Origin of the sequence: Rummeliibacillus pycnus, from assembly GCF_050459865.1 — a bacterium.
In the GTDB taxonomy this organism is placed as follows: Bacteria; Bacillota; Bacilli; order Bacillales_A; family Planococcaceae; genus Rummeliibacillus; species Rummeliibacillus pycnus_B.
Genome location: NZ_JBCMNM010000068.1, coordinates 1 through 20,927 on the forward strand (window position 1 = coordinate 1; position 20,927 = coordinate 20,927).

Consider the following 20,927-nt stretch of genomic DNA (forward strand, 5'->3'; position numbering starts at 1 on the left):
CTTTTTGGGGTCACTTCAAATAAGGATAAGCGCTTATTTTCATTTAAGGGCCATTTAATGAAGGAAGAATCTCAAGAAAAATTGAATACTTTTGATAATGATAGTTTGGTTTTTTTTGAAAGATTGACTTAAACAATCGGTATAGGTTAGTTCAACAAGAAGGAGGAGGAATAGACAACTACTGTATAGTAGTGTTACTCAGCAAGTAATTAGTGGAGGGGATTAAATGAAGGTTGAGAAAATATATGGTGACTTACCTATCTTAGAAACAGAACGTCTTATTCTTAGAAAAGTCACTTTAGAAGATATTGAAGATATGTACCTATATGGTTCAAATGGAGAAGTATCTAAGTATGTAACTTGGAATACCCACGAAACAATATCTGATACAAAAGATTTTGTTGAAATTGTATTGAATAAATATGAAAACAAGCAGGTTTCACCGTGGGAAATTGAATACAAGGAAAATGGAAAATTCATTGGAACTATCGATTTTGTTTGGTGGCAACCAAATCATAAAACTGCTGAAATCGGATATGTTATTTCTAAGGACTATCGGGGAAAAGGCTTAACTACTGAAGTAGCAAAGGAAATAATAAAATTCGGTTTTAAAGAAATGGACTTAGTTCGTATCCAAGCAAGGTGTTTTGTAGAAAATATCGGTTCAGCACGAGTAATGGAAAAGACGGGAATGTCTTTTGAAGGGATAATTAGAAAAGCAATATTTGCGAAAGGAAAACATCAAGATTTAAAAATGTATTCTATCTTAAAGGGAGAGTTTTAATTACCTAAATGAAATTCGAACTTGAAGTTAAATTTTCTTGTTCAACTAACAGGGGCTTTAGTGAAAGAAGTATTAAGTGATTTTATGATTGAGATCATATTTAATTTATTCCATTATAGGGCGCTATTCTTGAAAAAGAATTGTGCCTTCTTTAGCTAAAGGGCCAATTAATGGAGGATGAATGTTTAGTAAAATAGAATATTATACTTAGAAGATTCATTAATAGAAAGGGATTAAGCGATGGAAAAATCAATACAAAGTGAATTAATTGGAGCATTTACATATTACGAGAATCGTAAAACATTTGAGGCAAGTAAAGGGAAAATACATTGGAAATTAAATATAAAAAATGAATTAGTTGATAAAAGTGGGATGCTTAAAAGAGCAGAAAAACTTTTTTTATTCTTAGAAGAATTTGATCAAAAGGCGAAAATAGCCATAACAGAGAAATTGATTGATTACAAAAATGATTTTTGGCCGGAGTATGATGAGGATGATGAAAATCTAAATTGGGATGCTGTAGATGCAGGAGAATATAATGTAACTAAAAAAGAATTTGCTGAAGCAATTACTCTCTATGACATTGAAATTAGAGCAAATGATATATACTGTGAATATCATGATGGAGATTTATTTGGTGGACACAGAATACATGCCTATTTTGATAATGATTATAAATTATTAAATGCAGATGTGTAGTTTTAAGTAGATAAAATATAAATTTGGATATTTAATTATCGGGCGCAATTCTAGAGTAGAGAATTGCGCTCTTTCTTTATATATAGTGCCATATCGTTGAACAACCCCTACCTAAGCGTAATTACCACTTCTCATTATTCTTATAATTTTTTCTATAAACGTAATCTGCATTTTTAATTCCTAACCAATTACTAATAGAGTTCAAAATCAGCATAAAAATTCCAAATAAAATAAACACCACAATGTAATGACCTAAGAAAAATAAAACAAACGCCGCAACCAATAGTAATATCATTAAAACAATTAAAAGTGAACCGTATAGTGGTACATGAAAAAACACCTCCTGAATTCGCATACTAAGTATGCAAATTCAATGGAGGTATTTTTCATTTAAAGACAAGAGTTCATTACCCAAAAGAAACAAAGTGGAAAGTGATTGAGTTGAAAAGAATGGTTATTCAAATCGTACTATTATGGATACGCTCGGAATAAAAACATTAATTGACAATGAATATCATTTACATTTAATATGAAGTCATCACATTTAATTGGAAATGATTTTTGTAAAAAAGTCTACTTTATTATTAATGTAATATACTTCAATTAAAGTGACACTTTCAAGAATTATTATTGATTTTTTTATGAATTTAAACGTAGGAAGGAATAAAATAAAAATGAACTGGAAAAAAGGCGGGTTATGGATTGTTATATTTTTCACTGTAAAAGGTACGATTTCTACACTTTTAATTGTTACAGGTGCTAAATATTTTAATTTATCAAATATGCAAATTTTAGTACTAATACTGATCTTACTACTGATTTCTCTAGCAGGTCGTAAATTCCTTTATAGACATAAACAAACCAAAAAGAAAAAAGAGATAAATATATAATAAAGCCCCAGAGATTTTTTGGATTTTGGGGTTTTACCTATTACCATCCGCCTTTTGCTACAATCGTGAAGGAGATATAGTTTACTGGGTCTTGACCTACCTTTAGGTGTATTATTCTGTTAAGGTACGATTATTATTTTATGTTTTGCCTTTTCAATGTATAATCATGACTTTACAATGAGCCTTAGGGTAACCTAAAGATTTTAGGGGCTACCCGCCTGAAATAACTTGACTACCATTTTGACTACCTAAACCGTATAGAATGATACAAATTCATACAACTATGATTCATTGAAAATAACCATTTTTAAAGATTTTATTATATTATATAGGTAGAAACTCAATAATACGAAAGTAGTTTAATCAACGGTAAAGAATCAGTTGGATTCTTAAAAGTGGTTAAAGACCTTATCGAAAACCCAGAAGATTTACTACTAGAAGCTTAATCTGACGGGCTTTATAGAACCTATCGCTTACACTCAGACCACCCTTTCATTAGGGTGGTTTTTTTGTTATTTTGGATTTTTGGGCACACGTGGTTTGTTTCAGCACAAGAATGACGTAAACCATGCACCGTTATACGAGGAAGCTCAAAACGTTTAAAAGGAAGGAATAACAAAGAGGTTGAGTAATTAAGTAGTAAAGAAATATAGCACCATAAACAGGTGCATTTTCTTATGTGTTCATTAAAATATATCTAGCGATTCGATTACAGACGTTTTATATCTATCTAGTAAAAAAACTTATCATCATCTTTCTATTTAAATTGAAATGCGTTATTACAGAACGATACTGGAACATGATAACAGTCAATTAAATATCGATATGATGATATATTGTGTACTAGTATGGATGTGTAATAAGGTGAGGATCATTACAAACCTAAGTAATAACAGGACAAAGTATAGAATTTGGTGAAGGTAATGTTTCAGCATTAGAATATGTACTTCATTATCTTGAGAAAGAATGATTTAAAGGGTGTTCGATATGTATTCAAATATTAATTAATGTATTGTCCTGTCATAACACTAAAATCACATGAGCTAACTAAATAGGATAATTAAAATCAAAAGGAAATCATGTAAATTAATTTCTGCAGTGATTTTAATCAATATATTTTCACCTCCATATAATATTAGTTTTATTTTGCTCAAATTGTTAAATTTCTATTCACGATAAAAAAATAATCTGTTACTCCGGGAACTGTTATTAATTGATCACTACTCATTCATTGAGCAATGGACTGTAGAGGAAAAAGGATGGAATACAATAATGCTTTGTTATGATCCATGAAGACTACTATTGCATTATTACCACTGAAATTGCAAAATAAGCATGAGACTTTATCAAATTTCATCATTGATTGATTAGTAAATAATCCAAATATGAATGGATATGTTCTAAGCAACAAATTGGAAACTTCACGAAATGAAACAAGTAATGTATTTGTACTGATTCATTGTGACATCAGATTCCAAATAGGAAGCAGATAGACAAGATGGAGTGGAGTTTAAAATTAACCTTATGTACGTACTAAAATAAGAAAACAGATATTTATCTTTATGATGTAACTAATGTCGAGAAAATAAAGTAACTGACTAATGAGGAAAAGCCTAATAACTAGTATAAGGCTTTTCCATTTTAAGAACTGTATTTTAGTTAAAGTATCGAAGTTAATTCTGAGTTTACAAAACGTTGGGCAGTAATGATAGTACCTGCAGCCGTTCTTCCGTAAACACTATATAATCCACCAGTTTGATTCGGAACAATTTCAACTTCATATTGAAACGCACCGCTTACACTAGGTGTTACGAAATCAGAAGCACTCGCAGCTACGGCAAAAGGAGTAGTTGAAAGTAATTGTCTAGTACCGTTGAGTTTAAAAACTCTAACGACTCCAGTTAGTAAACCTCCAGTAAGGTTAAGAACTTTGATACGAACGCTAGCTGCATTAGCTGGTTGATTTCCTGTATTCTCAATTGGTCCAGTAGTTAAAGGCATATAAAATTCACCTCCTTCAATTAAAGATTGATAATCTGCAGATTACATTTTCATAGTATTCAGTACTCCCTTAGGTTCTCTAGTCATATTAATCATATTTAATAAAAATAGAATAAAAATGTGATTGAATTAATAAAAAACTTATCAATAGTAAAGCGAACCTAAAACATTTCTATTGTGGTTAGAGCTAGAGTGCTGAGCTAATTGTACTAGGGAATTGAATAATATGGAGAAATTAACAAACTAGGTGGGTGCTGATGAGCTTACATTGGGAGATTTCCTAAAGCAAAAATTTTGATAAAATTTTGAAGGATGATGTACAACATAAGAAAAATGTGCAGTAATGAGGAACCTTAAATGGGTGAGCATGAACCCATTTAATGTTTGAAACTAATAATGGGTTCTCGCAAAGTAAGTTTGAATTTTATATAACCTTTTTTCCTATCCAGTGAGCAGTAAAAGCAATTGGAAAAAATAAAATACCAAAAGGTAAACTAATAAAGATTATTTTCCAAGTAACGATTTCTTGAATAAACAAAGATTTATATAAAATAAAACTGTATGGAATTATGATTATTAACGATGTTATTGCTCCGGGAGTAATAGAACGAAATAATATTGATTGTCCAATATGAGTAAATGCATGGATAAAAAAAACTAATGTTACCGTAGTGAAAAAATAGATGTTAAAAGCTTTGCCGTTAGTTAAATACTGGTTAGCCATAATAGTAGAGATACTTACAAATAAAAAGATAAATAATACTGCAACAGCAAATTGTGCTGTAGACATGGAAAATTGTTTAACTACCCTATCTGCTAATTTTTGGGGTAGTCTTTCATACAACTTGTTGCGATTCTTATATAACCACTTCTCCACCATAATAATCTCTTCGAAGTCATGTAAAATAAATAAAATCGGAAACAACCACATAAGTGTTTGAACATTAAACCAAAATTCCATATTTACACCTCATTTTCGAAAATTTTTAAATTACATCTTTATTATCATTTAGATGATGCTTCATAAAAATTTAAAAGACAGGATTACCTGTCTAATCATTTTGCTTATCTAGCTTTTCAGCTATTGCTCTTAATATTTCATTCTTTTCTTGTTGAACTTTAAGAAATTTAATTAAAAACCAAATTATGAATACAACAGGAGCTATGTAAAAGATCATTGTTACGAGTGGAATAATAGTAAGAAATGCATCACCAAATCCAATTCCCATTTATTTGTCACCTCTCTTTTGGAGAATTATACCATATATTTCAGGGAGTAAGTAATACACATTTCGTAGGTGATGTGACAGAAAATTATTCAACAAAATGCCAGTTCTTTTTCTTATCAGCAACTAATGGGGCAGTTAAAACGACTTAAAAAGGATCTATCGCATATAGTATTATTGAAAGTAGAATTTTGTTATAAGTAGGGAGGGATGTCTTTAAATGTACAATGTTGAGATTAGGAGACCAAAAGTTGATGATATAGGTGAATTGCATCTATTTTTTAGAAAAGTAATTTCAGATACATTTGCTAATGAGGGTTTAAAAGATGAAGTAAATGAGATAGAGAATGAAATACAAAATAAAATTAATTATCTAAATATGGATTTTGAAAGTAATGGAGCAAAAAGATACTTTCTGATCGCGTTAGTTAATGAACAAGTTATAGGAACCATTGAATATGGTCCTGCTAGCGACTTGATTATTGAGTGCACAAACGGGGCATTTAAAGAATTGGTAGAAATAGGGACAGTATTTGTCCTCCCCACTCATCAGAGAAGTGGAATAGGTAATTTGCTTTTGAATGTAATGTACATTACATTGCTGAACAAGGGAATAAAAGAATTTTGTCTTGATAGTGGATATACAAATGCACAGAAGATATGGAAGAAGAAATTCAGTAATCCTGATTATTTATTTGAAGATTTTTGGGGTAAAGGATATGATCATATGATCTGGAGAGAAAGGATAGATAATATACCAATCTTATTCAGGGTTTAATACGATCTTTTTCCAGTCTAATAGGAGCTGCATGAATCATGAAACTCATATACCAAATCACAGCGAGATAAACTATACACAGAAGTTTGGATGAAGTAAGTAACTAAGTGGATGAACAAATTCAATCAACATGATATAGTAAAAGTAGATAAGCGAAAACTCTCGTTTATCAGATTTAGAAAAAGTGTTAGCTAAATAAAAAATCGTGCCGAGGTGTTTAACTATGAATGAACAAACTGTACGAGAACAATCAACGTGGGAACACTATAAGTTAATCGAAGCTGAAAACTATCACTTGAAACGACAATTAGCTAATAAAAACAAAGAAATTAAGCGACTGAAACGTATAATTAGCACTTTAAAAGAAAATATGAAACAAGACAAACAACGCTATCGAAATAATGGAAAAGCTAAATGTAATTTGAATAAATAGGTTAAAATATACTTAATTTAATAAGCATACTTGAAAAACCAGGAGCACTAAATTTACGTAATAACTGCGTTCATTTAGTGCTTTTTTTTATAGGCTCTGTAAAACGATTGTGTTGATAATCAGTTAAATAAAAGGATCATATTTGGTCCTTTTTCTGGTATGTACGCCTGGCATAGGTGATAACTCAGTGGTGAAAGTCCATTACAGAACTTAGCAGTAGGAACTGTTAAAAGACAAGGGTGTCTTTCGTAGGGGAGGATCTGAATGAAGCCGTTACTTTATGATAGAATAATTATCATATTAAACAAACTTAAAAAAATGAAAAAGAGGCGAAACTATGGGAAAGTATGCTGATGTATTAATTGTTATAGATTTGCAAAATGGAGTATGTTACGGTGGGGGGAATTTATTTGATTTAGAAAATTTATTAATTAAAGTGAATAAAAGAATATCCTTATATAGAGATTTAGATAAACCTATAATTTTTGTCCAACATTGTGATGAAGAATTAGTACCTGGGGAACAACCTTGGAATATTAATTCTAATATAGATTTTCGGGAAAAAGACTTTTTTGTAAGAAAGACTCATGCAAATTCATTTTACAAAACGAACTTGAAGAATCTTTTAGATAAATTATCTATACATAGTATTGAATTTTGTGGTGCCCAAACTGAATATTGCATGGATACCACTATTAAATTTTCTCATGGTTTAGGATACAAAAATTTAATGGTGCAAAAGGCAACTTCTACTTTGAAAAATTCATTTATGTCAGCTGAAGAAACGATTGGTTTTTATGAAAATATATGGAATAGTAGATTTTTGGAATTTATAGAAGATTGATATTAACTTGATTACGCATGGAATACAGGAGACTAGTTATATTAAGGGATATCTACACATAGTGAGATGAAGTATTCGCAGAAGTTTTGATTAAGCCTGCTGTTCTTTTTGGAACAGGAGGCTAATTTTTATTCCTTTGTTCGTTCCCATTCTTCTAAAGTCATCTTTTCAAATGATTCTTCAAAGTCTAATCTTAAAGGAGAAATAAATTCTAGACTATTACCATCAGGATCCTCAAAATAAATAGCTGCATGAGCCTGAGGATTATTGTTTAATACAAGCGGTTGTTCTTCACCGGAAAATTCAAAATCGGGTTTGATGGCTATTCCCTTTTCCTCTAACCAATAGTTAATATTTTTCATATCTTTTCTATCTATTTGAAAAGCAACATGCCTTAATGAAGGGTGATAAGAGGTTTTAACTTTATCGGTTGCCCATAAACCTAACCAACTTTTTCCTCTTTCAATCCAAAAAAATACAACGTGTTCTGATTGATAAGCAATTTCTAAATCTAATTTTTTGTAAAATTCTATAGAATCTTGAAGATTACTAACGGGTAAATGTGCTTCATATAAGCCTTTAATCATTGGAACATAACCTACTTTCATATGTATTTCTATGTTTCCAATATAAAGATAATTTCAATTATTTAACATACAACTTATGGATGAACTTATTTAATCTAACATTGTAACCTGTTTCTTTTTTATTTTGTCTAACCCAATGGGGCAGGTCACTACATTGATCAGTTGGCTTTTATATCGTAATTGGAATATGATCTGCAACAATTAAATTTTATTTCCATATTCCGATATTAATATTGTTTTTATTAATTATCGGAGGAATAAAATGCTTACTAAAATTAGAAAAGTTAAATTTGAGCCGGAAAGAAAAAATCCTGTTTATAAAGTTATAATGGAATGTCCTAATGGAAAAGAATTATATGTTAAATTTGATTATACCTACGCAACAGGGAATTTTTGGCCCTTAGAAGTTAATTATAATAAGAAAGACTATGGAGCAAAACTTGCTTGGTATACTCAAAAAATAGAAAGAATAACAGTTCAAGAGTTTCTTGAAATAATTGCTGAAAAGGTAAATAAGAAATATAATTTCAAATTTAAAGAGACAATTTAAACCACAGAGCTTAGTCTGAACTTTTAAGTACTTTTGATATAAGCGAATAATACGAAGCATTGAGTATCTAAAACGTAGATCGTAAGCTTGAGAGTATATTTTGTTTATATGATATGTGAATCTCACAATGTAAAACTCCCCCTTTTGGGTTAGGACATCTTTATGATGTCCTTTTTCTTTTGATATCAAATATGTAATATACATACCTCCTACAATTACATATAGTAGTTTTATCGGAGGTGCTTGATGGATATAATTGATGCTAATTTTGATAACAGTGTTATAAATGGGCTAGCTTATCAGCTTGCAATTATATTAGGTATACCACTAATTCTGGTGTTGATATTGAAATACATACTTATGATTTTTCATGTTCCAAATAAAATTGCAGGATCGATATCGTCGATACTATTCCTAATACTTGCTTACAATTTATTTAAAGTGGTCACATCTTAAAGGTGTGTTTTTTTTATGTTTATCAGAAATGTAATAAATTTTTATCTTACTAATTGAATTGCAGCGATCGCAAGTGAAGATATCGGCGTAACAAGTGGTATTAAGGGATTAATAATCGAAGAAAGTAAATATTATTAAACATATTAAAAAAGTATCTCTATTTCGTAATTAATTAATAGAGATACTTTTTTATTTGACTAATAATGCAACCTAAAACCCATAAATTGAGTCTTGTTATTTGGCTAAATTCGATTAAGATTGAATAAATCTCTTTTTTATATAAGGTGATGTTAAAGATTCAGTTGATTTTTATACAAAGTGCTACAAAACTAATCGCACAAACCTCTTGAGCCAAGGTGTTTTCTCATACGTTTTTCTAACAACATGGTAGCAGTTCTTAGCCACTTTAACGAATCCATTCAAATATAACTTTCAAATTTAACAGTGCATTATATAAAAAAGATTTTTAAGAAGCTTAAAAATATGTAGAAAAGAAGGTTTTGAGAAGAGTGTCTACATTTTTACAACTAAACACGATTTTTATTAGTATTATTATAGAAGCTTTGCCTTTTGTGCTAATTGGTGTGTTTATATCAGGTCTTATTCAAATGTTCGTAACAGAGCAAATGATAGCTAAGATAGTACCCAAAAATAGAGTACTAGCCGTTTTATACGGAGCATTGATTGGGGCGCTATTTCCGTCATGTGAATGTGGTATTATACCAATCGTCCATCGTCTATTAAAAAAGGGAGTTCCTCTGCATGTGGCGATACCATTTATGTTAACGGGTCCAATTATTAACCCGATTGTGCTGTTCTCAACATTTATCGCTTTCGGTAATAACTGGCAAATGGTATGGTATCGGGCAGGATTTGCTATATTAATTGCGTTTGTAATTGGGATTATCTTATCTTTCCAATACAAGGGCAAGGGAACACAGCTCCTTGATGAAGATGAGCATAATCACCATCATGAACACCCAAAAACTCTTTGGCAAAAATTTGTCGGCACATTAAATCATGCAGTTGAAGAATTCTTTTCTGTAGGTAAATATTTAATTATTGGTGCATTTATCGCAGCTTCTATGCAAATATTTGTCAAAACATCTGTATTAATGGAGCTTGGACAAACGAAAGCAACTTCATCACTTGTCATGATGGCATTAGCGTTTATTTTGTCTTTATGTTCAGAAGCAGATGCATTTATCGCTGCATCATTTAGAGGTACTTTCTCTACATCATCATTGGTCGCTTTTTTATTAATTGGACCGATGGTGGATATCAAAAATTTATTGATGTTGTATCATACATTTAAGAAAAAATTCATTGCAGTGCTGATTTTGTATATTGTTGTACTCGTATTTATCAGCTCTATGCTAGTCTAGGAGGGAAATATTGATGATCCGAGCTTTAATCTTAATGGGATTTACGTATTTCTTTTATTACCTCTTTGCTTCGGGCGATAATGCGAAATACATTAATATGAAATATGAATATATTAACATTATAGGTATTATATTATTTGCGATATTAACGGTTGTGCAAATTTTCAATATTGCAAAGGGTGATTCAAAAGTTGACTGCGATTGTGGTCATGACCATGAACATGAGCAAGATATGCCTTGGTGGAAAAGAATTCTTTTTTATGGTTTGTTTGCTTTTCCTCTAATTACGGGATTATGTTTGCCAATTGCTACACTTGATTCAACAGTTGTTAGGTCGAAGGGATTTTCTTTCCAATCAATCAATACGTTACAAAAAGGCGACCAGTTTATCAAACCACAATATTTAAAACCTGATACAAGTGTTTTCTTTGGTAAAGACGGTTATTTAGATCTCATGCAACAAGAATTAGATGAATTTTCTAAGATGGATCATGTTGCGTTAAATGATAATAATTTCTTAATGGGTATGGAGACATTATATAACTTCCCAGGAAACTTCATCGGTAAAACAGTTTCCTATAAAGGATTTATCTATCATGGTGAAGCTAATGAGTTAGGGAAAGATCAAGTATTTGTATTACGTTTTGGCGTTATTCATTGTATAGCGGATGCTGGCGTTTATGGGATGCTTGTACAACTTCCAGAAGATCTTCATTTAAAAAATGATGAATGGGTGAATGTTGAAGGGAAATTATCGACAATTTACTATCAACCATTTAAATCGAATATTCCATATTTAAAAGTAACGAAGATAGAAAAGACTCAAGAGCCAGAAGAACCCTATACATTCCGCGGCTATGATAATCCAAATGTTAAAGTGAATAAGTAAATAACTCAGTTTTTACAAAACGGTTGTTCTAACGAGCAGCCGTTTTGTTTTTTTGTTCAATCTCATAGGTAGTAAGGTTTTCTAATAGAAGTTCTTTCGATGATGTACGTAGTAATTCTTTTACTACGATTTCTAAAGCGTTTTTGTCATTGGGGGAAAGTGTATACTTTTGATTGTCTAGCGGATGCATGTTGTTGGTCACCTCAATTACATTATAGGAACATTCGTTCTTTTTTGCAAGTAAGAAAATTAAAGTTCTGAAAATTTTGTGTGAAATAATGTAAACGGTCTCATACAGCTAAGATTATATAATGTCAAATATTTGCCGCAATATAAATGGGGAATAGAGCAAAAGACTGGATGTATGATGTCAGACCATGTAAGATAAAGATGTTTAAAAAATGTAAATAACAACAAGATGTTCATATAGATTAACTTGAGGAGTATTTCAAATGAATAGCACAATAGAGTTTTATGTAGAAAAGATTGAAAGCCAAATTCTTATGGATTTAGCGGCTCATGATGACGCAGATCTTTATACAATTGCAAATCAATTGATTCAAAATGAGCCCTCTGATAAATTGGAATCAATTTGTCAGGCCTATGAAGTTGTAAAACATGAATTACTTGGTTAATACAGATAGAAAGCACTCTTTGAAGAGTGCTTTTTTTATGCGAAAAATAATAATAATATGAGTTTGATCGCAACAAAGATTTAGTGATTTAATACTTTTGATAAAAATGATTTTGCACGTTTGGATTGAGGATTTGAAAAAAATACTTCTGGTGGAGCTACTTCAACAATTTGACCTTCAGCCATAAAAACAATTTGATCACAAATTTCTTTGGCAAACCCCATTTCATGAGTAACAACCACCATTGTCATTCCCTCATTTGCTAAATTACGAATAGCGTCTAAAACTTCCTTTACCATTTCAGGATCCAGTGCTGAAGTCGGTTCATCAAAAAGCATAACATGAGGTTCCATTGCTAGGGCTCTTGCAATTGCTACTCTTTGTTGTTGGCCACCTGATAAGTGGGAAGGGTAAACGTCAAATTTGTCTTCTAATCCTAGTGATGTGAGTAGTTCTTTACCTTTAGCAATTGCTTTTTCTTTTTCAACCCCTTTCACTTTAATCGGGGCAATTGTAACATTCTCTAACGCAGTTAAAAATGGGTATAAGTTAAAACTTTGAAAAACAAATCCAATATGTGTGCGAACCTTATTAATGTCAGTTCCTTTTTGATGAATCGAAACATCCTCAACAATAATTTCACCGTGGTCAATCTCTTCAAGTGCATTTATGGTACGAATAAGAGTGGATTTTCCAGCACCACTTGGACCAATCAAAGCAATTACGTTAGATTTATGAACAGTTAGATTAATATTTTCTAATACTTTACTTTTCCCAAAACTTTTCGAAACATTTTTGATTGTTATCATAATAGATTCACCTCTCTAGAACTCATTTTTTAATAGTCTTTTCTCAAATTGTCTAATGATTAATGATAATGTAAATGTCACAGCAAAATATACAACCGCTACAAATGACCAGATTTCAATATAACGATAAGATACTGCGGCTAAATTAGTAGCTTTTAATGTCAAATCAACCGCTGAGATCGTGGATACAAGTGAAGAATCTTTTATTAATAATATAAATTGTGATGCCATTGGTGGTAGTGTTTTTCGAATCGCTTGTGGAAGTATAATAAGTTTCATGGCCTGAAAATGGGTCATACCTGAAGACCTTGCAGCTTCCATTTGCCCTTTAGGAATAGATTGGATACCACCTCTTACGATTTCAGCTATAAATGCGCCAGAGAAAAAGGCTAAAGATACGATAGAACCCCAAAAAGAACCTAATTTTAAAAACTGACCCAATACAAAATATATCCAGATAAGTATAACAATTAGTGGTATACCTCTTATAATTTCTACATATGCAGAGGCAAGAAATTTGATTAAGCGATTTTTGGAAATACGACCTATACCCACAATGATGCCGATTGGGATGGCCAAAAGTAAAGAAAGTGCTGAAATTCGAAGAGTTAACAGTAAACCTTCCCAAAATATACCTAGATTATTTGTAATAATACTCCAGTCTGGTTGATAAATCATAAAGTCATCCCCTTTTAATCAATATAAAAATAAAAGGAAGAAAGTAAGGATGGTATATACAATACTTTCTTCCATACTCATTATTCGGCTTCTACTTTATTGTTAATATTGTCGTACCATTCATCACTTTCAAACCAATAATTTCTAGATTTTAATTCATCTGGTCCGTCAATATAGCTATATAAGAATGAATTTAACCATTGAACAGTTTTTAAATCATTATGTTTTACAGCAATCCCTAAATTCTCAGCAGAAATTTGATTGTCAATTACTCTAGATTTGCCATTTTGTTTATTCCAAACACGGACTGAAGATTCGTCATAAACTACACCATCGATCTGCCCAGAAATCATAGCAAGTGCTGCAGCAGCCATTTCTTTATAATCTTTAATTTCGGCATTCTTAAATGTATTTTTGGTAATAAGTTGTCCAGTTGTACCTACGACTGTAGCTATCTTATTTCCTTTTTTGTCTAAGTCTGTCCATACTTTAGTAGTTGTATCTGTACTTGGTACAAGTGCTACTTGTTTTGTTTTATAATATGGATTTGCGAAGCTAACCGATAGAGCTCGTGGTCCAGTTATAGTCATCCCGGAAATAATCATATCGATTTCTCCAACTTGTAGAGCTGCAATTAAACCATCAAAGGAATACTCTTTAAATTCAACTTTCACATCCAGCGCTTTTCCAATTGCTTTTGCAGTATCGATATCGTAACCAACATAGTTTCCTTTCAGATCAGTCATTTCAAATGGTGCATAACCAGGTGCAGTCCCAATTACGATTTTTTTGTTTTTCTTAATCTTTTCAATTGTAGATGTACCACTTTCAGAACCGCTATTATCTGTTCCAGAGCCGCCACATGCAGTTAAGATCACTGATAGAACTAACATAAATAATATAAAAACCTTTTTCATAGAATATCCCCCTTAATTCTATTTATTTAATAGAATGCATATCATCAATCCCCCTTGTAGAAAAGACGATTACAAACTTTTAAACCAATATTCGTGCAAAAATATTTAATTGTACTATAAAATATATTCGCGATTTTAAAAAATATGACGATAATCACAAATGGTATTTTAAGGTAAATAAGTTCTGTTTTTGTTAGATGAATCAATTGAATAATTCAAAATTCATATAAACTATACGAGCATTTCATGATATCGAATTTTGTTCAATGTGAAGCGAAAAAGGTAGAGTCCACGAAATGCATTCACACTTCCTTTGTGCAATGTTCATTCATAATCCTACGGGAAAAGGTTGAGCTGAATGACCTGCAGGAACGTAGTAAGGGTACTGAAAAAGTGTTTAAATACAAATATTAATAGTATTAATCTATTTTCAGCATGATGTGGAATTAGCTTCGCTTTCCGCGGGCGAACTGACGAGCCTCCTCGGCAGCTCCACTGCCTGCGGGGTCTCACCTGTCTCGCTTTCCCGCAAGAGTCTTCGCTAATTCCACATCAATAATGATAGATTTTTAAAATGAATTTTCAACTATTTTTTACTTTTTAAGTGCCTTCAACCTAGTACTACTAAGTCGAGCTACTATGCAAGCGTGTCAGGCTTCAACAAGGAGATTGAAGCTAAGCCCGCGGAAAGTGTCTGTCTGTAGCGGAGCGGAACATCCAAATCTGAATGGTTAAAAGTTAATGAGTTTAAATGTTCATATTTAAAAACCAAAATTAGATTTATAAGAATGTTTCATTTAGATATTCCAAGATTGATGCCATATACGAATGAATAGTTACCAACAGAGCGAAAGACAGGCAACTCCTGCGGGAAGAGCAAGCGAATCAAGACCCCGCACGAACGAAGTGAGGAGGAGGCTTGATGCTTGCCCGCGGAAAGCGCCTGTCTGTAGCGGAGTGGAACAATCAAATCTGAACAGTTAAAAGTTAAGTGTTAAAATGTTCGTATTTAAAAACCGAAAACGGATTTATGAAATTGATTCACATACATCTTTTGATAAATATCAATATTTTTTTATAGATACATTTGAGTAATGAGATTAAAATAGTTATTTTAAATTCTTAATTTTCTGATAAAATAATAGTCATAAAAGGAAGAGGTGATTAACATGGAACAGTATTGGCTGTTTGTGACAATGTGTATTTTGCTTATACTTTTACCTGGACCAGATACGGCGATTGCAACAAAGAATACGTTAACTATAGGTAAAAAAGGTGGCTTAAAAACGATACTTGGTACTTGTTGTGCTTTGTTAATTCATACATTTGCAGCTGTTGTAGGTTTGTCCGCAATTATCGCTAAATCTGCATTTGTATTTTCGATTTTTAAATATGTAGGAGGGGCATATTTAATTTATCTCGGTGTTAAATCATTTATTTCTATGAGAAAGCAGAAAAGGGATATGGAAATGTTGGAAGAAGTTGAAATGAAATATGATGATCGTTCCTGTTTTAAACAAGGATTTCTGACAAATTTACTTAATCCTAAAGTAGCAGTATTCTTTTTGACTTTCTTGCCTCAATTTGTTGATCCGAAGAATCATTCATTTTTACCTTTTGTTTGGATGGGGTTAACATATCTTGCTTTAACGGCAATTTGGTTTATTTTTTATATTCTATTATTAAATGCTATTCGTACTTTTATGATGAAGCCTCAAACTCAAATGGTAATTGAAGGTACTACAGGTATTGTCTTAGTAGGGTTTGGGATTAAATTAGCATTAGAGAAAAATTAAACTAAAGTTTTTTAATATATGAATATACTAAATTAGTAGGCAAAAACATAGAAAAGGAAGAGTATAGAGATGGTTCTACATTTGCAAGATGTTTCTTTAAGAAGAGATGAATCGTGGATTTTGCAACATATCGATTGGGAAATCAAAAAAGGTGAACATTGGGTTTTATATGGACTAAATGGAGCGGGTAAAACTGCATTATTAAATATGTTATGTGCTTACTATTTTCCAACAAGTGGTCAAGTAGAAGTTGTTGGAAAAACTTTTGGAAAATCAGTTCTAGGTGATCAATTAAGACGTAAAATAGGTATTGTTTCTGCTGGGTTTCAAGAAAAATTGAATCCTCTGGACAGTGCTTTTGAAATTGTATTAAGTGGTGCCTATGCATCCATCGGTTTATATGAAAAACCAACGCCAGCAATCAGAGAAAAAGCCATTCAATTATTACACCAATTAGGATCAATCGAATATGCAGATCGCGATTATGAGACGTTGTCGCAAGGTGAGAAGCAACGAATTTTAATGGGTCGCGCGTTAATGGGAGAACCTGAGTTGCTTATTTTAGACGAACCAGCAACTGGATTTGACTTTATCGCGAGAGAAGCACTACTTAAAACAGTTTCAGAGATTTCAAAAATGGAAAAAGATCCAACAATCATTTATGTAACACATCATGTTGAAGAAATTTTGCCTGTCTTTAAAAATACTTTATTACTAAAAAAAGGAGAAGTATTTGCGAAAGGATTAACAACAGAGATGTTGACAAGTGAGAATTTAAGCGCATTTTTTGAAAAACCTGTTGAATGTATTTGGAGAAATAGTCGACCGTTATTAGTTCTGAAATAATGAAATTTTCTAAAAATTCTGTTGACAGTAAATAATATTCTGCGTTACAATCCTAACAACCAGATAAAACAAAGCAAAGATTGGAAATAGTAAAAAGTGTTGTGAGCGCTAAGAGAGCCGATGGATGGTGTGAATCGGTCGTCATATACTTTTGAACTCGTCCATGAGCTACTCCGTGAAAAGTACAGTAATGGAGTTCGGATTCCTACCGTTATCAGGATAGATAGTGATAGCTATCGAATAAGTGGGACAATCTTAGATTGTTCAATTAGAGTGGTACCGCGAGTATAATCTCGTCTCTATAGTTTTTATAGAGACGGGATTTTTTTATTTTAAAAAAATAAGAGGAGTGTTGACTATGTCTAGAAAAATTTGGGTTTTTGATACAACTTTACGGGATGGAGAGCAAGTGCCAGGTGCAAAACTGAATATTTACGAAAAATTAGAAGTAGCAAAACAACTAAAAAAACTACAAGTTGACATTATTGAAGCTGGCTTCCCAGCTTCATCTACAGGTGATTTTAATGCAGTCAAAGAAGTTGCGATGAAAGTCGGCAATACAGATGACATTATGATTACAGCTTTAGCTCGTGCAGTAAAGGCTGATATCGATGCAGTATATCACAGTATAAAACATGCAGAAAATCCAATGATTCATATGGTACTAGGTACATCAGATATTCACGTAGAAAAGAAATTCGGTAAATCCAAAGATCAAATTTTAGACATTGGCGTGGAAGCAGTTAAATACGCAAAATCACTTTTACCACAAGTACAATATTCAACAGAAGATGCGTCAAGGTCAGAGTTTGAATACCTTTGGAAAACAATTGAAGCCGTTATTAAGGCAGGTGCAACGATGATCAATGTACCTGATACAGTTGGCTATGCAGTTCCAGAAGAATTTGGTGAAATGGTTTATAAATTAAATGATCGTATTAAGAACTTAAATGATCAAGTATTACTAAGTGTTCACTGCCACAATGACCTAGGAATGGCAACAGCAAATACACTTGCTGCAATTAAAAACGGTGCAGATAAAGTAGAATGTACCATTAACGGTATAGGCGAGCGTGCTGGTAATGCATCACTTGAAGAAGTAGTAATGGCACTACATACACGAGGCAATTACTTTGGTGATGTTGCAACAAAGATTAATACAAAGGAAATCATGAATACATCCAAACTCGTCAGTAGCTTAATGGGATTAGATGTCCAAGTAAACAAAGCAATCACAGGTGAGAATGCATTCGCACATTCTTCAGGTATTCATCAAGATGGCCTACTAAAATCACGTGATGCATATGAAATCATCCACCCAACAGAGGTAGGATTGGATGATATGGAACTTGTTTTAACAGCACGTTCTGGTCGTCATGCAGTGAAAAATGCATTAGAAAAATTATCATTTGGTTCAATAACTGATGAACAATTTGAAGAAATTTTTGCTGATTTCTTGAATCTTGCAGATGCTAAAAAAGAAGTTTACGACCATGATCTTTATATACTTGTAGAAAAATACTTCGTACGTCATCAAATGGCTGAAAAAATTGAACATCATAGTAATGATTTCTATGAACTTGTTGATCTACAAGTTATTAGCAACACAACGTTCCCATCTGCAAGCATTAAAATTAAAAAAGGCGATGAAATATACAGTGCAAGTACTGTAGGAACTGGCCCAATCGATGCTTTATATTCTGCGATGAAGGAAATTATCGATATGGATATCAAACTACTTGAATACAAAATTTCAAGTGTTTCAAGAGGCAAAGAAGCTCTTGGTAAAGTTAAACTTCAAGTTGAATACAATGGTGAAAAATATATCGCAAAAGCAACTGACACAGACGTCATCAAAGCGAGTGCGATGGCATACATGAATGCAGTAAATAGTATTGTTGTTGAAAAACTTCTTCCAGTTTTATAAAAAACTTTGAAAGCGTGACGATTTATGGGTTACGCTTTTTTCAGTTGCTCTTGAAGAGAGACGTTTTTCTATGTAAAGATATAACTTTGTGGTCGATTTTGAAATAAATTTGTGAAAAGTTAGAAAGGGAGACGAAGGAAAATAATACAATGGATAATCTAACCGTTAATCTTAAGGATTATAACCCAAATTGGGTAAAACAATTTGAATTAGAAAAAGTAAAAATAACTAATGCTATTGGTGATCAAATTTTAGGCATTGAACATATTGGTAGCACTTCGATAAAAGGATTAAAGGCGAAGCCAATTATTGACATAATGGTATGTGTAGATGATCTAAAAAACGTAGATGCATTGGTTCATCTCCTCGATAATATTGGATATGAATATGTCCCAAAGCCAGAATTCAAAGATAGAAGATTTTTTAGAAAAGGGTTGTGGGGACAAGGCACCTGTCATTTGCATTTATGCGAATATAATAGCTCCGAATGGATTGAAAAGTTATTGTTTCGAGATTATTTACGCCATAATCCCGATATAGCGGAACATTATGCTTTGGTAAAATTAGAACTTGCTTCACAGTACAAGTTCGATAGGCCAACTTATACAAAGAAAAAAGAGCCATTTATTCAATCTGTTATTAAAAAAGCAAAGCTGGAAATAGGGGATAAAAATTAGTAAGTATTTTAAACGCTAATATTAAATCTTTAAAATATTAAAACAAGCCATTGCTTTTTCAATGGCTTGTTTTCACTTCTAGATAAATTTTTATTTTGTGTGTGAATCCTGTTTCACTTTTATTAAATAATCCACGATTCCCATTGCACTCACTTCTATATCAAGAGGAATCACATTGAAAACTGGGTGATCTTTTGGCAATCCTTTTGCTTGTAATTCATTTAATATCGATTCTAATAGAATTTGATCTGTACGATTTACTTGTTTCGTAAAATCACTTTCTTCTTTCATCGCTTGGCGACCAGCTTCAACGAATAGTGGTAAGTATCGTCGCACTTCTGCATAAGCTATTTCTGGATGAGGATAAGCACCGTAATGTCCGAAATAAAGAGTATCAGGATTAATCTTTTCATAAAGTTGAATGGATTCTTCCATAAGATCCGGATCAAATTGGTTAGGTGAAGTAGAAGGTAGAATAATGTCAAAGTCTTCCTTCGCCATATCTGGATAATAAACTCCTGTCGTATCCCCAACAAACATACCATTGGTCAAAGATTCGTGAATAGAGATATGATGATTTGCATGTCCCTTAGTATGATAGAAAGTAAGGGTAGACTTACCAAGAGTTAATGTATCTCCATTCTCTACAGCATAGAATTTTTCCTCATCAATTGGTAGAATTTCTCCGAATATCCCATCAAATTTTTCACCATACACGGATTTTGCACTATCAATTAATCGGCTAGGATCCACTAAGTGTCGAACACCTTTTGGATGTACATAAACTTTAGCATTTGGACAGTGCTGCATAAATACACCAGCACCTCCTGCGTGATCAAGGTGTATATGCGTTAAAATTAAATAATCAATCTCCTCAGGTGAAATATGTAATTCCTCTAAAGCTTTTAAAATATAGGGTACAGAAGGACTTGCAGATGTTTCAATTAATGCAATTTTTTCATCCTTAAGTAAATAAGAGCTTGTTCGATTGGGTAATCCTAAATCATAGGTATCAATACAAATCAGATTATCAGCAATTTTCTCAAACTTAGTCATATGATCCCTCCATCTCAGAATTAAGTATATATTAGCATATAATAGAATTTATTAATAATTATAA

Annotated in this window: 23 protein-coding genes and 1 other annotated feature; of the genes, 14 read left to right on the forward strand and 9 right to left on the reverse strand. The window is 32.0% G+C overall.

The window, feature by feature from the left end:
- The first annotated feature begins 226 nt into the window (after positions 1-226).
- The 3 genes from ABE048_RS14035 to ABE048_RS14045 all read left to right on the forward strand — a co-directional run bounded on the left by ABE048_RS14035 (position 227) and on the right by ABE048_RS14045 (position 2,373).
- On the forward strand, positions 227-784 hold the full coding sequence (locus ABE048_RS14035; protein ID WP_430311884.1) for a GNAT family N-acetyltransferase: 558 nt from the start codon (positions 227-229) through the stop codon (positions 782-784).
- 240 nt (positions 785-1,024) lie between these two features.
- On the forward strand, positions 1,025-1,483 hold the full coding sequence (locus tag ABE048_RS14040; RefSeq protein WP_430311885.1) for a DUF2262 domain-containing protein: 459 nt from the start codon (positions 1,025-1,027) through the stop codon (positions 1,481-1,483).
- Between the two features lie 674 nt (positions 1,484-2,157).
- Positions 2,158-2,373, forward strand: coding sequence for a hypothetical protein (locus tag ABE048_RS14045; RefSeq protein WP_430311886.1), 216 nt, complete (start codon positions 2,158-2,160; stop codon positions 2,371-2,373).
- A gap of 1,659 nt (positions 2,374-4,032) precedes the next feature.
- Here ABE048_RS14045 and ABE048_RS14050 read toward each other — a convergent pair.
- From ABE048_RS14050 to ABE048_RS14060, 3 genes are all read right to left on the reverse strand, one after another.
- Positions 4,033-4,374, reverse strand: coding sequence for an ATPase (locus tag ABE048_RS14050; protein WP_430311887.1), 342 nt, complete (start codon positions 4,372-4,374; stop codon positions 4,033-4,035).
- A gap of 424 nt (positions 4,375-4,798) precedes the next feature.
- Entirely contained in the window at positions 4,799-5,335 is a 537-nt protein-coding gene (locus ABE048_RS14055) for an HXXEE domain-containing protein (protein WP_430311888.1), read from the reverse strand.
- Positions 5,336-5,426: 91 nt separating this feature from the next.
- A complete protein-coding gene (locus tag ABE048_RS14060; protein ID WP_430311889.1) occupies positions 5,427-5,603 on the reverse strand; it encodes a hypothetical protein in 177 nt (58 codons plus the stop codon).
- 217 nt (positions 5,604-5,820) lie between these two features.
- Between ABE048_RS14060 and ABE048_RS14065 the strand changes: the two genes are divergently transcribed.
- The 3 genes from ABE048_RS14065 to ABE048_RS14075 all read left to right on the forward strand — a co-directional run bounded on the left by ABE048_RS14065 (position 5,821) and on the right by ABE048_RS14075 (position 7,655).
- Complete coding sequence (locus ABE048_RS14065) at positions 5,821-6,378, forward strand: N-acetyltransferase family protein (RefSeq protein ID WP_430311890.1); 558 nt, start codon at positions 5,821-5,823, stop codon at positions 6,376-6,378.
- 223 nt (positions 6,379-6,601) lie between these two features.
- Complete coding sequence (locus ABE048_RS14070; RefSeq protein WP_430311891.1) at positions 6,602-6,811, forward strand: hypothetical protein; 210 nt, start codon at positions 6,602-6,604, stop codon at positions 6,809-6,811.
- Between the two features lie 337 nt (positions 6,812-7,148).
- A complete protein-coding gene (locus ABE048_RS14075; RefSeq protein WP_430311892.1) occupies positions 7,149-7,655 on the forward strand; it encodes a cysteine hydrolase family protein in 507 nt (168 codons plus the stop codon).
- A 128-nt stretch (positions 7,656-7,783) separates the two neighbouring features.
- Here ABE048_RS14075 and ABE048_RS14080 read toward each other — a convergent pair whose 3' ends face one another.
- Positions 7,784-8,242 carry a VOC family protein gene (locus ABE048_RS14080; RefSeq protein ID WP_430311893.1) on the reverse strand — a complete coding sequence of 153 codons (459 nt, stop codon included), beginning with the start codon at positions 8,240-8,242 and terminating at the stop codon, positions 7,784-7,786.
- A 262-nt stretch (positions 8,243-8,504) separates the two neighbouring features.
- On the opposite strand from ABE048_RS14080, the gene ABE048_RS14085 reads away from it, so the two are divergent.
- From ABE048_RS14085 to ABE048_RS14095, 3 genes are all read left to right on the forward strand, one after another.
- The gene (locus tag ABE048_RS14085; RefSeq protein WP_430311894.1) at positions 8,505-8,792 is read left to right on the forward strand and encodes a hypothetical protein; all 288 of its coding nucleotides are present in this window, start codon (positions 8,505-8,507) and stop codon (positions 8,790-8,792) included.
- Between the two features lie 956 nt (positions 8,793-9,748).
- Positions 9,749-10,633 carry a permease gene (locus tag ABE048_RS14090; protein WP_430311895.1) on the forward strand — a complete coding sequence of 295 codons (885 nt, stop codon included), beginning with the start codon at positions 9,749-9,751 and terminating at the stop codon, positions 10,631-10,633.
- A gap of 13 nt (positions 10,634-10,646) precedes the next feature.
- On the forward strand, positions 10,647-11,522 hold the full coding sequence (locus ABE048_RS14095; protein ID WP_430311896.1) for a TIGR03943 family putative permease subunit: 876 nt from the start codon (positions 10,647-10,649) through the stop codon (positions 11,520-11,522).
- A gap of 28 nt (positions 11,523-11,550) precedes the next feature.
- Here ABE048_RS14095 and ABE048_RS14100 read toward each other — a convergent pair whose 3' ends face one another.
- Positions 11,551-11,712, reverse strand: coding sequence for a hypothetical protein (locus ABE048_RS14100; RefSeq protein ID WP_430311897.1), 162 nt, complete (start codon positions 11,710-11,712; stop codon positions 11,551-11,553).
- 262 nt (positions 11,713-11,974) lie between these two features.
- On the opposite strand from ABE048_RS14100, the gene ABE048_RS14105 reads away from it, so the two are divergent.
- The gene (locus ABE048_RS14105) at positions 11,975-12,157 is read left to right on the forward strand and encodes a hypothetical protein (protein ID WP_430311898.1); all 183 of its coding nucleotides are present in this window, start codon (positions 11,975-11,977) and stop codon (positions 12,155-12,157) included.
- Between the two features lie 80 nt (positions 12,158-12,237).
- Here the strand turns inward: ABE048_RS14105 and ABE048_RS14110 are convergent, their stop codons facing one another.
- The 3 genes from ABE048_RS14110 to ABE048_RS14120 all read right to left on the reverse strand — a co-directional run bounded on the left by ABE048_RS14110 (position 12,238) and on the right by ABE048_RS14120 (position 14,561).
- Positions 12,238-12,966, reverse strand: coding sequence for an amino acid ABC transporter ATP-binding protein (locus ABE048_RS14110; protein ID WP_430311899.1), 729 nt, complete (start codon positions 12,964-12,966; stop codon positions 12,238-12,240).
- A 15-nt stretch (positions 12,967-12,981) separates the two neighbouring features.
- Positions 12,982-13,644 (reverse strand): amino acid ABC transporter permease, encoded by a 663-nt coding sequence (locus tag ABE048_RS14115; protein WP_430311900.1) that lies wholly within the window; start codon positions 13,642-13,644, stop codon positions 12,982-12,984.
- 80 nt (positions 13,645-13,724) lie between these two features.
- On the reverse strand, positions 13,725-14,561 hold the full coding sequence (locus ABE048_RS14120; protein ID WP_430311901.1) for a transporter substrate-binding domain-containing protein: 837 nt from the start codon (positions 14,559-14,561) through the stop codon (positions 13,725-13,727).
- A 1,169-nt stretch (positions 14,562-15,730) separates the two neighbouring features.
- On the opposite strand from ABE048_RS14120, the gene ABE048_RS14125 reads away from it, so the two are divergent.
- The 4 genes from ABE048_RS14125 (at position 15,731) to ABE048_RS14140 (ending at position 19,807) form a co-directional block, all read left to right on the forward strand.
- The gene (locus ABE048_RS14125; protein WP_430311902.1) at positions 15,731-16,357 is read left to right on the forward strand and encodes a LysE family translocator; all 627 of its coding nucleotides are present in this window, start codon (positions 15,731-15,733) and stop codon (positions 16,355-16,357) included.
- A 69-nt stretch (positions 16,358-16,426) separates the two neighbouring features.
- Complete coding sequence (locus tag ABE048_RS14130) at positions 16,427-17,203, forward strand: ABC transporter ATP-binding protein (protein WP_430311903.1); 777 nt, start codon at positions 16,427-16,429, stop codon at positions 17,201-17,203.
- A 67-nt stretch (positions 17,204-17,270) separates the two neighbouring features.
- Positions 17,271-17,507: a binding site (T-box leader), on the forward strand.
- Between the two features lie 54 nt (positions 17,508-17,561).
- On the forward strand, positions 17,562-19,130 hold the full coding sequence (locus tag ABE048_RS14135; RefSeq protein WP_430311904.1) for a 2-isopropylmalate synthase: 1,569 nt from the start codon (positions 17,562-17,564) through the stop codon (positions 19,128-19,130).
- Positions 19,131-19,279: 149 nt separating this feature from the next.
- Complete coding sequence (locus ABE048_RS14140) at positions 19,280-19,807, forward strand: GrpB family protein (protein WP_430311905.1); 528 nt, start codon at positions 19,280-19,282, stop codon at positions 19,805-19,807.
- 90 nt (positions 19,808-19,897) lie between these two features.
- On the opposite strand, the gene ABE048_RS14145 is transcribed toward ABE048_RS14140, so the two are convergent.
- Complete coding sequence (locus ABE048_RS14145) at positions 19,898-20,863, reverse strand: MBL fold metallo-hydrolase (protein ID WP_430311906.1); 966 nt, start codon at positions 20,861-20,863, stop codon at positions 19,898-19,900.
- Between the last annotated feature and the right edge of the window lie 64 nt (positions 20,864-20,927).

Coding starts and splice junctions, on each gene's coding strand:
- ABE048_RS14035 (WP_430311884.1), top strand. CDS start 227: ATGAAGGTTGAGAAAATATATGGTGACTTACCTATCTTAGAAACAGAA.
- ABE048_RS14040 (WP_430311885.1), top strand. CDS start 1,025: ATGGAAAAATCAATACAAAGTGAATTAATTGGAGCATTTACATATTAC.
- ABE048_RS14045 (WP_430311886.1), top strand. CDS start 2,158: ATGAACTGGAAAAAAGGCGGGTTATGGATTGTTATATTTTTCACTGTA.
- ABE048_RS14050 (WP_430311887.1), bottom strand. CDS start 4,374: ATGCCTTTAACTACTGGACCAATTGAGAATACAGGAAATCAACCAGCT.
- ABE048_RS14055 (WP_430311888.1), bottom strand. CDS start 5,335: ATGGAATTTTGGTTTAATGTTCAAACACTTATGTGGTTGTTTCCGATT.
- ABE048_RS14060 (WP_430311889.1), bottom strand. CDS start 5,603: ATGGGAATTGGATTTGGTGATGCATTTCTTACTATTATTCCACTCGTA.
- ABE048_RS14065 (WP_430311890.1), top strand. CDS start 5,821: ATGTACAATGTTGAGATTAGGAGACCAAAAGTTGATGATATAGGTGAA.
- ABE048_RS14070 (WP_430311891.1), top strand. CDS start 6,602: ATGAATGAACAAACTGTACGAGAACAATCAACGTGGGAACACTATAAG.
- ABE048_RS14075 (WP_430311892.1), top strand. CDS start 7,149: ATGGGAAAGTATGCTGATGTATTAATTGTTATAGATTTGCAAAATGGA.
- ABE048_RS14080 (WP_430311893.1), bottom strand. CDS start 8,242: ATGATTAAAGGCTTATATGAAGCACATTTACCCGTTAGTAATCTTCAA.
- ABE048_RS14085 (WP_430311894.1), top strand. CDS start 8,505: ATGCTTACTAAAATTAGAAAAGTTAAATTTGAGCCGGAAAGAAAAAAT.
- ABE048_RS14095 (WP_430311896.1), top strand. CDS start 10,647: ATGATCCGAGCTTTAATCTTAATGGGATTTACGTATTTCTTTTATTAC.
- ABE048_RS14100 (WP_430311897.1), bottom strand. CDS start 11,712: ATGCATCCGCTAGACAATCAAAAGTATACACTTTCCCCCAATGACAAA.
- ABE048_RS14105 (WP_430311898.1), top strand. CDS start 11,975: ATGAATAGCACAATAGAGTTTTATGTAGAAAAGATTGAAAGCCAAATT.
- ABE048_RS14110 (WP_430311899.1), bottom strand. CDS start 12,966: ATGATAACAATCAAAAATGTTTCGAAAAGTTTTGGGAAAAGTAAAGTA.
- ABE048_RS14115 (WP_430311900.1), bottom strand. CDS start 13,644: ATGATTTATCAACCAGACTGGAGTATTATTACAAATAATCTAGGTATA.
- ABE048_RS14120 (WP_430311901.1), bottom strand. CDS start 14,561: ATGAAAAAGGTTTTTATATTATTTATGTTAGTTCTATCAGTGATCTTA.
- ABE048_RS14125 (WP_430311902.1), top strand. CDS start 15,731: ATGGAACAGTATTGGCTGTTTGTGACAATGTGTATTTTGCTTATACTT.
- ABE048_RS14130 (WP_430311903.1), top strand. CDS start 16,427: ATGGTTCTACATTTGCAAGATGTTTCTTTAAGAAGAGATGAATCGTGG.
- ABE048_RS14135 (WP_430311904.1), top strand. CDS start 17,562: ATGTCTAGAAAAATTTGGGTTTTTGATACAACTTTACGGGATGGAGAG.
- ABE048_RS14140 (WP_430311905.1), top strand. CDS start 19,280: ATGGATAATCTAACCGTTAATCTTAAGGATTATAACCCAAATTGGGTA.
- ABE048_RS14145 (WP_430311906.1), bottom strand. CDS start 20,863: ATGACTAAGTTTGAGAAAATTGCTGATAATCTGATTTGTATTGATACC.